This is a genomic window from Blautia segnis (genome assembly GCF_014287535.1).
GTDB classification, from domain to species: domain Bacteria; phylum Bacillota; class Clostridia; order Lachnospirales; family Lachnospiraceae; genus Blautia_A; species Blautia_A acetigignens.
On record NZ_JACOOT010000033.1, the window covers coordinates 81,776 to 94,207 of the forward strand.

Genomic DNA, 12,432 nt, shown 5'->3' on the forward strand with positions numbered 1-12,432 from the left:
AAAACAAAATGAAACTGCCGCAAATGGGAAATACTATCCCTGGCGGCAGTCTTTTTTGTGCTGGAAAGTGCAGTTTCCTGCCGCAAACATTGACTTTCGTAAAGATTTCTTTATAATATAGTAATGATATGATAAAATTTGGGGACATCTACGTGAGGAAATAAATATGGAAACAAAGATCAATCTGGAAGACTGCTATCTAAATAAGGAAACCATGCAATATTGCTGCTGGAACCAGAATGAGGATGGACAGATTGTATATGAAGAAACACCTGCATTTAATCTGAATGGAACAGACGATATTCTGGCAGATGTGTGCGGGGATAGAAGCGGGAAGGTAAAGGTAACGCTTAAGGAAAAGAAGCTCTCTGATTTTGAGCAGGTAAGGGTGCTTCTTGCCGGGGTAAAAAATCAGGAAATTTATATTCTGCCTGTAACGGATGTACAGAGCGACTGTGAATTTACCATTGATACCAGTATCCTTCTTCCTGCCATGGAATATGGAAGAAATAAAAGCGTGCGAATCCTTCTGGAGACCATAGCAGATGGACAATATTTCCGATATCGTCTGGCTGATAAAGGCCGGGCAAAGCAGGACAAGGATCTGCAGAAAGGGAAAAAAGCCTGGATCTGTGAGCAGGCCTGCTCTGAAAAGCTCCTGTTAACCCAGGAGGGCGCCAAAGACATTGCATACACCCTGTGCGTCTACATGGATCAAAAAGGAAGATGGCTGTTCGGACTTTGCGCCAACTGGCGAATCCACAAAATGACACAGATGTGCCATCTGCGCTATCTTACCATCAATAAGAACCTTCTGAAGCTCAGACTGGTTACAGATGCAGATAAATATGGCTATTTCCCTGACAAGGTCCTGTTTCGATTCAGAAGCAAGCTGGAGGCAGAACGGGAAGCGTACAGCTTTACGATCAGAAAAAACAGACTGAGAAATAATCTGCGCCGCTTTGAGGCAGAGCTGGATCTGGACCAGGTGGAGTGGAAAAGCCTGTACTGGGATGTGCTGGTGGTATTTTTGAATCCGAAAACCGGGGACAGATATGAAGCTTCTGTATCCATGACCAGAAATTACCGCCTATTCACCGCGTTTTTATACAGCGGAAAATATAAAAAAGAAAACGGATTTTTCCTGTATCCCTACAATACGTCATCCAAGAATCTTGCATTCCAGTATCGCGAGGAAGGCGAATATGACAGATGGGACTTCCGTATGAAGGAAATGGTCGCATTTTTCCTTTACCGCCTGTTAAAGCCTTACTGGGACAGCCAGCAGATTCAGCTGGTATATGAGAAATTCTGCATGATGGCCCAGGACAACGGCTACTATTTCTTCAAATACTGCATGGAAAACGGGGAAGAAAAGAGGCAGAAAAATCACATTTATTATGTGATCGATAAGAATGCACCGGACCGTGAGAAGCTGCGTCCGTACAAAAATCGGGTGGTGGATTTCATGAGCATCCGCCATATGATCTACATGCAGGCAGCGAAGCTTCTGGTGAGCACAGACACCCGAAATCATTTGTACGCTATGCGTCAGAGAGGCAGTATCCTGAAGCGCTACCTGAGAAGAAAGGATCTTGTATTTCTCCAGCACGGCGTAACCGCCCTGAAGAAAGTGGATTTCTTCTATGGCAAGGGAAAAGCAGGTTCCTGCAATCTTTTCGTGGTAACCTCTGATTTCGAGAAAGGAATCATAGAGAAATATTTCGGATACGCAGAGGACGAGATCGTAAACAGCGGTTTTGCCAGATGGGATGTGCTGGAGGATAAATCAGAAGGCCTTCGGGAAATCCTGATCATGCCTACCTGGAGATCCTGGCTGGAAAATGCAACGGCAGAGGAATTCAAAAAAAGCGATTATTTCCGGAACTACATGGAGCTTCTGAATTCCAGGCGTTTCCACGATTTCCTGGAAAGGAACGACCTGTGCGCTAATTTTTATCTTCACTCCAAGTTCCGTGAATTTATGCAGGACTTTTCCGTGGAATCCAAGAGAATCCGCCTGATCGCATTTGGGGAAGAGCCTGCCAATGAGCTGATGATGCGCTGCAAAATGCTGGTAACCGACTATTCCAGTGTGTGCTGGGATGTATTTTACCTGGATAAACCTGTTGTATTCTTCCAGTTTGACCGGGAAAAATACGAGGAAGCACACGGAAGCTATTTGGATATGAGTAAGGAATTATTCGGAGAGTGTGCGGACAATGTGGACGGGCTTCTTACTTATATGGAAGAATGCGCAGCCGGTCATTTCGTGATCAAACCCCAGTACGATGCTATGCGCACTAACTTCTACAAATATTTTGACGATCAGAACAGCAGGCGAATCTGCGATGCCATTGTGGAAAAATGGGGCAAAAAGAAGGAAGAAGAGAAAGCAGATGAGCAGGAATAACGGCGGGACAGGGAGCAGCAGAAGGATTAGGAAAACCAGCGAAGCTGGTAACGGCAGAAGAATGCAAAGCAACAGCGAATGTAGTGGGAATCGAATTATTACTGTGACAAGGCTGAAATTAAAAGGCTCTGATTTTACGGTATATGCGCAGGCGGGCAAAGCTTTGAAAATTGAGAAAGCAGTGCTGAAATCCCGAAATATTGTCCGACCGGCAGAATATCCGCTGGAATATGAGTTGCTTCCGAAAGGAAAAGAAAGGCATTTTTCAGGAAGGCATCAGTTTTCAGAAGAGCAGCAGGCCTCTGGCAGGCAGCCGTTTCAGATCCGGATCTGGGGCAGCACAGGGAATATGACTTTATGGGAGGGTGACTGGGATGTGTATCTTTACACCGAAGAGGGAGAAATTTTGCCTGTAATTCTGGATGGGGTCACACGGCTGAAGCTTCTCTTTGGAAATTACGAGATTCCAAAGGGGAATCATATTTTATTTCCAATGGCAAGTACGAATCATATGCTTACGCTCCATGATCGGCTTCGGGCCTCATACGACAGTACCGCTACGGCAGTGAAAGAGAATGTCATCTATCTGTTTTACATGCTCACAAAGCCAGTGTGGAACAGGAAAAAAATATGGGTGATTTATGAGAAATACTGTACAGAAGCCCAGGATAACGGTTCCTATTTTTTCAAATACTGTATGGAAAATCTTCCGGAAAAAGAAAAAAAGCATATTTATTTCATTCTGGACAAGAAGTCACTCCAGTGGCCGCAGATGAAAAAATATGGCCGGAATCTGGTTCCTTTTATGAGTGCAAGACATATGTTGTACATGTTGGCAGCCCGGATTTATGTGGCTTCAGATGCCAGAAATCATGGATTTGCGTGGAAGCCTAAGCCTAATATTATTACCAGGCAGATTAGTCAGAAGAAAATGCTGTTTTTGCAGCACGGCGTAACTGCCCTGAAACGGGTAGACAAACTATTCGGAAAAAACGGTTCCGCCCCTATGACCTATTTTGCCGTCACCTCAGAGTTTGAGCAGAAGATCGTCACAGAGAACTTCGGATATGCCAAAGAAAACGTGCCTATTCTTGGCTTTACTAGATGGGATGTCCTGGAAAATAAAGCCAGACCAGATGAGAAAAACATCCTGATCATGCCCACCTGGCGCCCCTGGCTGGAAGAGCAGTCCGATGAAGTATTCCGGGAAAGTGAGTACTGCAGACGGTACCGACAGCTGCTGGAAAATCCAGAATTGGGAGCATTCCTGCGGGAAAACAATGTGAAGATCATTTTCCACATTCATCCCAAAATGAAGGAATTCCTGGAAGCATTTCAAACAGAAAATGACCAGGTAAAGCTGATCGTCCAGGGCAGCCAGCCCTTAAACGAGCTGATCATGAAATGCTCCATGCTGATCACCGACTATTCCAGTGTGAGCTGGGACGTCCACTATCTGGCTAAGCCGGTTCTGTTCTATCAGTTTGACTATGACCTGTATCAGCAGGCAAATGGAAGCTATATTGATATGACCAGGGACTTATTCGGAGACAGATGTCTGGATCAGGAATGCCTCGTAAAGAATATAAAAGAATATATAGAAAATAATTTTAAGGAAAAAGAAAGGTATGCACAGATGCGAAAGGAGCATTTTGCATACACAGATCATAACAACAGCAGGCGTACTCTGGAATTTCTGAAGTCCAGAGGCTGCTGAGGGAAAGGAAAAGAAATGAGCGAATTACCAAACAGCTCAAAAGAGCGAAAGAAATATCTGGATGCAGCAAAAGGCTGGGGAATCACAATGGTGGTGTTTGGGCATATTACTTCTCTGGGAAATCCCATAGACCTATGGTTTGCAGCATACAAAATCCCCATATTTTTCATTGTTTCCGGCTACCTGCTCTGCATGCGCCAGTCATTTCGCAAGATGAGTGCCAGCCAGTATATATGGAAGCATTTCAAAAGTCTTATGATTCCATATTTTGGATACAGTGCCATTGTAATGCTGTATAATATGCTGGTTTGCCTTATGAAAGGCACCGGACGCGCACAGATGTATTCGAAATTTGTGTACCAGGCCTACACCACACTGAGCCTGAGAGGAATCAGTGCTCTGTGGTTCCTGCCGGCTTTGTTTTTTGCGCAGGTGATCTTTATCCTGGTAATGAAAGCAAAGAGCAATCTTGTGCGGATCGCCAGCGGAATCCTGTCTGTGGTTATCACGGTGTACACTTCAGACACTCTGCTTCCAATGCTGAAGGCCATGCTCACCGAAAGACAGTACAAAATCGTGTCATTTCCCATCCTGGCAGTGAGTAAGGGAATTCTGGGATTCTGGTTTATCGGGGCAGGGTATCTCTGCTTTATGCTTTTTAGCAAAATCAAAGAGAGAAATCTGCGATTTGTCATCGGTGCGGTGATGTTCGTGGCCACTATTTTCCTGTCGCAGAGAAACCTTCATGTAGACATCAACCTGCTTCGAATCGGAGACAGTCATCTGATGTTTTACATAAACGGAATTCTTGGCTCCATGGGAACCATTCTGGTTCTGGAATATCTGGAGAAATGGTGGAAGATGACTTATCTGGAATTTGCGGGAAAAAATTCCCTGATCATTATGGCAACCCATGGAACCCTGGGCTTCAAAGTCCTTGTGATCAAAGGATGGAAGGCAATCTACACCCTGTCAGAGACTGCAGGACCAAGATATTATCTGGAATGTACCGGCATTCTGGCAGAGCTGATGCTCATAGAATGCGGTGTAGTTTCCATTATCAATCAATATTTTCCATGGCTTACAGGGAAATTTAAGAAAAAAACTAAAAGAGGAAGCATACATGGGGAAACTGAAAAGCCTTTTGAAGGCAGAGCTGGTCAGTCATAGGGTTACGAAAAAGCCAGACCCGGGAATCTGGATTTTTTCATCTACAGACAACGCACATTACAATTACAATTCCCGCTATCTGTTTGAATATGTAAAGGATAACCTTCCGGAGATTACACCCTATTTTGTGATCAATGATGAGAAGCTAAGAAAAAAGCTTGGTGATAAGTACGGCAAACAATATTTTATAGAGACTTGCTCCATTGAGGGTATGAAAAAGGCTCTGTCAGCAGGCGTATGGTTTACCTCAGCAGGACTTCCTGTTTACGGCACAGGCCTTGGGAAAAACAGGACAATTGTAAACCTGTGGCACGGGATCCCTCTGAAAAAAATCGCATTGATGGACCCTAATCTTTCCCGCCTTGCCAGAATCTATTTTAAGAAAATTTTTACAGAAAATTATACCTTTGTGCTGACCTGCTCAAGCCGGCTGATTCCTGTGATGGCAGAAAGCTTTCAGATTTCACCGGACAAGATAAAGGTCTGGGGACAGCCAAGAAATGATGTGCTCTTTACAAAGACAGATAAAGAGAAGGTATTGGGAAGCATATATCCTGATCTTCCATCCTGCAAAAAGGCTATCCTCTATGCTCCAACTTTCCGGGACTACGGTGTGACAAGCCTGTTTCCTTTCAAAGATTATGACAAAAAAGCACTGGATGCATTTTTGGAAAAGGAGGACGCCGTTATTTTCCTTCGCACTCACATCAGCGAGCAGGGAAATGCAGGCCCCTATCTATCTGACCGGGTAAGATATCTGGGCAATGAACAGGCTGAAGACATTATGGATATAGCCGATATGTTTGATATTCTGATTACCGATTATTCCAGCATTTACATTGACTATCTGCTTCTTGACAGGCCGCTGATTTTCCTTCCCTATGACAAGGAGCAGTATTTAAAGGGCCGTGGAATGAACTTTGAGTACGATAAGGTGACACCTGGCGCAAAGCCGGACAGCCAGCAAAAATTTATAGATGCCATAGCAGAGATCTGTCATGGAAGAGACCGCTATCAGCAGGAGCGGCAAAAATGCAATCTGTTTTTCAATGAGATCCAACAGCCCTGTATGAAAAATATCTGTGATGAGGTAAAAAAGCATGTCGGCATGGACTAAAATAAAGAAAAAACTAAAAAGCGGCACCTGGTATCCCTTTTACAATACCTTTTATGAGAAAACCAGGATCGATCCACACCTGATTTTGCTGGAATCGAGAAGCGGCAGAGGCATGGAAAGCAATATTTTTGCAATTCTGCGGGAGCTGAACCGGGAAGAATATAAGAACTATACCATTGCTTTGGCCTGCCGCAGCGACTACAGAGATTCTGTGGAAAAAAAGCTGCAGCACTATGGATTAAGGGTAGATCATCTGGTGAAGTTTGGAAGCATTTTTTATTATCGAATGCTTTCCAAAGCCAGATTTCTCATCAATGACTCTACGTTTCCGGGACGCTTTATTAAAAAGGATGGACAGATCTATCTGAATGTGTGGCACGGAACTCCTCTGAAATGCATGGGAAGAGACAACCTGGAGGAGCGCTACAGCATGGGAAATGTTATGCGAAATCTTCTGATGTCCGATTACCTGCTTTTTTCCAATGTGTTTATGGAGGAAAAAATGCGGGGAGCCTACATGCTGGATAATCTGTATCAGGGGCAGTTTATTCATGAATGCTACCCAAGAAATGAGATCTTTTTCCATCCGGATAAGGGAGAAGCCCTGAAAAAGAAATTCGGCTTCGGGAACCTGCAGGTATCTGTCTACATGCCCACCTTCCGGGGAAAGGCAGATGCAGTTGATAGTAAGGATTCTGTAAAGGAAATGCAGGGCTATCTGGATGTTCTTGACCGGTGTCTGGATGAAGATCAGCTGCTTCTTGTTAAGCTTCACCCCTTTGTGGGAAATGGGCTGAACCTGTCCGGTTATCAGCACATTCAGAAATTTCCGGAGGGCTATGATACCTATGAGGTTCTGAATATGTGTGATGTGCTGATCACCGATTATTCCAGTGTTATGTATGACTTTGCCAACTCCGGTAAAAAGATTATCCTGTTTGCTTATGATATTGAGGATTATGCAGGAAGCAGGGGCATGTACGAGGACATCAGGACCTATCCTTTTCCTTTGGTGCGCACGCCAAAAGAGGTGGCAGACCTGTTAAAAACACCTGTCAAAGAGCTTGATGAAGCCTTCCGGAAGAAGTACGGAACCTATGAACAGGGAAGCGGAATCCGAAACCTCTGCCATCATGTGATCCTTGGAGAAAACCTCTGCCACACTGCCTCTGCCAGTGGAAATCAAAAGAAAAACGTACTGATCTATGCAGGAGATTTCCAACAGAATGGAATCACCACCTCCTTTTTAAATTTGATGAAGGAGCTTGATCAGGAAAAATACAACTATTTTGTTTCCTACCGCATGAATTCCCTTAAGGAAGCACCCTGGCGGCTAGATTGCCTGCCTCATCAGGCTAATGTGTATCCTCTTGGAAGCGAAATGAATATGGATGTGATTACTGCTATCTGTCAGGGACTTTACATGAAGCTGGGAATCCGCACAAAAAGACTTACACATGCCTATGCAAGAGAATGGAAAAAGCATTTCGGCAATTCCAGGTTTCAGGCAGTTCTTCACTTTAATGGTTACGAAAATTATATAATTTCCATGTTTGAGCAGGCACCCTTTTCCAGAACCATCTGGGTGCACAATGACATGGAAAAAGAAATAGAGAGAAAGAAAAACCCAAATAAATATGTACTTCATGACGCTTATGCCTCCTATGATCATGTGGCAGCAGTAAGCCGTGATCTTACAAAGGCTGTGGAAGCCATTGGCGGGCGAAGGGATAACATTACCGTCATTCCCAACTGCCAGGATTACGAAGGAATCAAAAGGCGGTCCGGGGAAGCCATCTGCTTTGACCAGGAAACCAAATGTACCGTTTCCCTTAAGAAGCTTCAGGAGGTGCTAAATGGCAGCGACCAAAAATTTATCAATATCGGACGCTTTTCCCAGGAAAAGCAGCACAGCCGTCTGATCCAGGCCTTTGAGCTTTTCTGGAAGAAAAACAAAAATACATGGCTGATTATAATCGGCGGAGCGGGAAATCTCTATGAACAGACCTGCCAGCTGGCGAAAAACAGCGCTGCCGGCAGCCATATTATTCTGATTCGAAGTATACGAAATCCTATGCCCATATTGAAGGCAAGTGATCTGCTGGTTTTATCCTCAGATTATGAAGGCCTTCCTGTAGTCCTGTTTGAGGCAGCAGTACTGGGGGTTCCCTTTGTGGCAACAAATGTCCCGGGAGCACGCTGCTTTTGTGAGGACTATGGCGGAATGCTGACAGAGCCCTCTGTCTTGGGTGTTTTGAAAGGTATGGAGGCCTTTGAAAGGGGAGAATGCAAGGCACCAAAGATTGATTGCAGGGAAAACAACCGAAAATCCCTGGAGCTGTTTGAAACCCTTCTGCAGAATGATTTTCAAACTTTATTATGAGAGGAAAGTAAATGACTGAAAAACAGCAATATCTTCTGAAATTGTTTCGGGAGATTGACGAAATGTGTAAAAAGCATAACCTGAGATATGTAATGGCCGGAGGCAGTCTCATCGGTGTGGCGCGAAACGAAGGCTTTATCCCCTGGGATGACGATGTGGATATCTATATGCCAAGAGATGACTGGGACAAGCTGGTGGAGCTATCCGACCAGGTGCTTCCTCCAAACCGTGCGTTCCAGTGTGTGGACGTGGACAGAAACTATACCAACACGTTCCCAAGGTATGCCTCTACAGACACCTGTGCCATTCACAGACACCAGATTATCGGAAAGGACAAGGCAGGAGAGATCATTGACGTACTGACTCTGGACCCTATTCCGGATGACGACAGGGAATACGAAAAATACAGAACACACCTGATGATCTATTCAGATCTGATCAACATAGCAGTGGTGTACGGAAACCGTTACGAGGTACCGGTTCATCTGTATCTGAAATATCTTTTTTCCTATCTCTTCCTTGGAAAAGAGAGAACCTTGAAAAAGCTGGAGAAAATCATGTTTTCGTACAAAGAAGAGGAATGCAGCCGCTATGCAATGCGCTGGGGCGGCTGCCCCTTCCTGTTTGATAAGGACATGATGTTCCCTGTTAAATACGGCAGATTTGAGGGCGTAGATGTAATGATCCCCAATAAAGTCAGTGATTACCTGATCTGGCATTACGGGGATGAATGGTCCTACATTCCCCCTCACGGGGAAAGAGAATCTCATGACGCAGTGGAATGTCACCATATGAATTATGAGGAATTCCGAAAAGAATATATGCCTAAGCTGGATACCTTCCGTCTGCGAAAAGATGCGGTGTTCCGCAAGCTTTACTACATGGCCACTGCAAAACGCTCCCACAGGCTCATACGCAAAAGACAGGAGCTGTTAGGGGAGGCTACTGCCCAGGATCTGATGAACAGGCTGGAGCAAAAGAAGGTTTCTCTGGAAGCTCTTCTGGAAAAAAGAGATTTCCATACTCTGAACCAGATTTTCGGAGATTACTTCCGGGTGCAGCTTAGCGCAGATTTTATCGGAAGAGAAGAATTTGTGCATATTTATAATTTCTATCATCCGGTTCTGATTGATATAAAGGAAGAGGTTTTTATGGCAGCTATGCTGACCCTTCTTTATTCCGAGAAGGTGTCCAAAGCATACAGAATGCTCAGAGTCCGGGAAAAGCTGCAGGGGCTTTCTCCTGCCATGGAGGCACTTTTACAGGATATTCTTACCTTCAGAAGTGCGGCCTGCCATTACGAATTTGGTGAAAACAGACCAGCAGAGTGGGAAATGGATCAGCTTCTGGAAAAATATCCGGACAATCCTTCCTTTCTGAAGTTTAAGATCCGCTTTCTGATGGAAAGGGCAAAGAAAGAGAAGCCTTCAGAAGAAGCGGAAGAATTTCTTTCCCATTGTCTGGAGCTGTTTCCTGAGGATGGATATTTCCTGAAATACAAGGGAGACCTGCTGTGGCTGCAGGGAAAATGCCGTGAGGCACTTGATGTGTATGTGGCTGTGAGAAGCAAAACCACCAACGGAATGACTCAGCTGGAGCTGGATAAATTCCTGAAAGAACATAAAATGTCTGCTATGGGAACCTGCAAAAGCCTGGTAGAAAAGGGAAACGTACAAGAAGCAGTGGAGCTTGCCGCATTGTGGAAGCAGCTTTTGCCGGAGGATGAGAGCATTGACGGATATTTCTGCCTGATGAAGCTGGAAGGCCTGAACAGACCGGAGGAAATCCGGGAATTCCTGAAAGATATAAAAGAAAAGCTTTTGCAGGGAAAATCAGAAAAAACAGGAAAGCTTAAAATCGAAAATATGGTTTACCTGGATATATGCGCATACGGAGCAGAAAAGCTTGGATTTTCCAGAAAACTGGCTAAGCTTGGTACAGAACTGCTTTATACAGAGGATATGCAGAAGCTGGAAGAGCTTCTTTCTCAAGCCCTGGAGCAGGCAAGTAAAGAGGAATGTAAGCCTGCAGCTTTTCTTATAGCAGGAGATATTCTTTACAAACAGGGAAAAACCTGTGAGGCCTTTTCTTATTACAGAAAGGCACTGAAAAAAGACGCCCCTGAATATGTCCGCATAGAAGGAGCAGACAGGGTACTGAAGGATTTGAAGGACGGAAGCAGCTATATCCGCTCCTTTGGAAGAAAGCAGGACCTCACGGAATTTCTGGATGCATGGCTTGGCAAATACGAAAGCCTGGAGGAAATTAAAGAACTGTTAAAGGCGATTGTCTGAGGAAAGGAAAACAGGTACATTGAACAAAGAACAGCAGGTGCTGCTTTCTCTTCTTGAAGAAGTGGACAGGCTTTGCACGAAAAATAAAATTGAATACTATCTGGCACCACGTCTGGCGGTACACGCAGTGTATGGGGACGAGATGCCAAAAAGCCCTCTGGCAGGAGGAATTTTGATGAAGCTGTCTGATATGGAGCGGTTTCGCCTTGCATACCTTAAGGAAGAAAGGAAGGACAGAGCCCTGGAATCCATGTATGAGAATAAGCGCTTTCCCGGATTTTTCCTTCGGTATGAGGACAAAAATTCCCTGTGCTTTCGAATGGACGAGGGACGAAATTACGAATATCCGGGAATCGGGATCGACATTTATCCCCTTAGAGGAAAGGAAAGCTCCAGGAAGCTCCATTTGTGGCTGCGCTGCCTGGAAATGGGCTGGATCCAGTTCTGCGACGGGCGTTCCCAGAAATTTACCTGGAAGGAGAAGCTGTGCAAGCTTCCTGTGGCAATTCTTATGGTTGGCGGAAGAGACAGGCTTTCCAAATATCTGTACCAAAAGCTTTATGAAAACCAGAAGGAATGTAAGGGAAAAGACTACGTAGTCCGTCTCAAGGGCGCTACCTTGTATTACCCGAAAAAAATATTTGAAAAAACCAGAAGAGTAGAGCTGGAGGGAGTATCCTTAAATGTGCCTGATGCAGTGGATCCCTATCTGAAAATCTGGTTTGGAAAGGGCTACATGAATAAGCTGACGGAGCCCTATATTCCCTCTATGACAGTTATCACAAGCACCAATATTCCCTGCCAGGAGTTTCTTGCCAAGTATTCCGGGCAGGTTAAGACCCTTGTAAAGGAAAGAAGGGATCAATACAACAAGGATAGAAAAGGGCGAAAATCCCGTGAATATCTGGACTGGTCCTGGAATTATGTGAAGCTGAAGGGCGAAGGGGTGAATCTGGCAGAGGTTTACACGCGAAAAAAGGAATATCTTCTCAACCTTATGGAAAACAGGGATTACCCCAGGCTGTCAGAGGAATTGAAGGACTATGACAAAATAATGAAGAAATATCTGGAAGCCGGTGAGCTTTATGCGCCGGATCAGGAGATTTTTCAGATTTATTTACAGCTTCTTTTGGCTACAGGTAAAAAGAGCTTGCTAAATAAGATTAAAAAATTTAGCTGATATAGAAGCGAAAGCTCCCACTGACAGATCGCGAAGCGACTGCGTTTATGAGCAAGTAGCGAAGCGGACCTGGAATGTCCGCTTTAAACATCCCCGGATGGGAGGACGAAATGTCGAAAAAGCATGGAAGTCCCCGAATATCCGGGGCTTTTTTTGCC

The 12,432-nt window shown here is 44.7% G+C and carries 7 protein-coding genes; all 7 read left to right on the forward strand.

The features are described from left to right. Positions 1–166 precede the first annotated feature (166 nt). Genes H8S54_RS14155 through H8S54_RS14185 form a run of 7 tightly spaced genes read left to right on the forward strand, consistent with a single transcriptional unit; the run spans position 167 to position 12,274 of the window. A complete protein-coding gene (locus H8S54_RS14155; protein ID WP_117854167.1) occupies positions 167–2,413 on the forward strand; it encodes a CDP-glycerol glycerophosphotransferase family protein in 2,247 nt (748 codons plus the stop codon). Further along, positions 2,400–4,130: a CDP-glycerol glycerophosphotransferase family protein gene (locus H8S54_RS14160; RefSeq protein ID WP_178105355.1), complete on the forward strand. Its 1,731-nt coding sequence runs from the start codon at positions 2,400–2,402 to the stop codon at positions 4,128–4,130. The genes H8S54_RS14155 and H8S54_RS14160 overlap by 14 nt, the downstream gene beginning before the upstream one ends. A 15-nt stretch (positions 4,131–4,145) precedes the next feature. After that, positions 4,146–5,300: an acyltransferase family protein gene (locus tag H8S54_RS14165; protein WP_186901688.1), complete on the forward strand. Its 1,155-nt coding sequence runs from the start codon at positions 4,146–4,148 to the stop codon at positions 5,298–5,300. Then, a complete protein-coding gene (locus H8S54_RS14170; RefSeq protein ID WP_186901689.1) occupies positions 5,254–6,417 on the forward strand; it encodes a CDP-glycerol glycerophosphotransferase family protein in 1,164 nt (387 codons plus the stop codon). Before H8S54_RS14165 ends, H8S54_RS14170 begins: the two co-directional genes overlap by 47 nt. Then, the gene (locus H8S54_RS14175) at positions 6,401–8,800 is read left to right on the forward strand and encodes a glycosyltransferase (RefSeq protein WP_186901690.1); all 2,400 of its coding nucleotides are present in this window, start codon (positions 6,401–6,403) and stop codon (positions 8,798–8,800) included. The genes H8S54_RS14170 and H8S54_RS14175 overlap by 17 nt, the downstream gene beginning before the upstream one ends. A gap of 11 nt (positions 8,801–8,811) precedes the next feature. Continuing rightward, a complete protein-coding gene (locus H8S54_RS14180) occupies positions 8,812–11,094 on the forward strand; it encodes a LicD family protein (RefSeq protein WP_186901691.1) in 2,283 nt (760 codons plus the stop codon). Between the two features lie 19 nt (positions 11,095–11,113). Further along, positions 11,114–12,274 carry a LicD family protein gene (locus H8S54_RS14185; RefSeq protein WP_186901692.1) on the forward strand — a complete coding sequence of 387 codons (1,161 nt, stop codon included), beginning with the start codon at positions 11,114–11,116 and terminating at the stop codon, positions 12,272–12,274. The last annotated feature ends 158 nt before the right edge of the window (positions 12,275–12,432 follow it).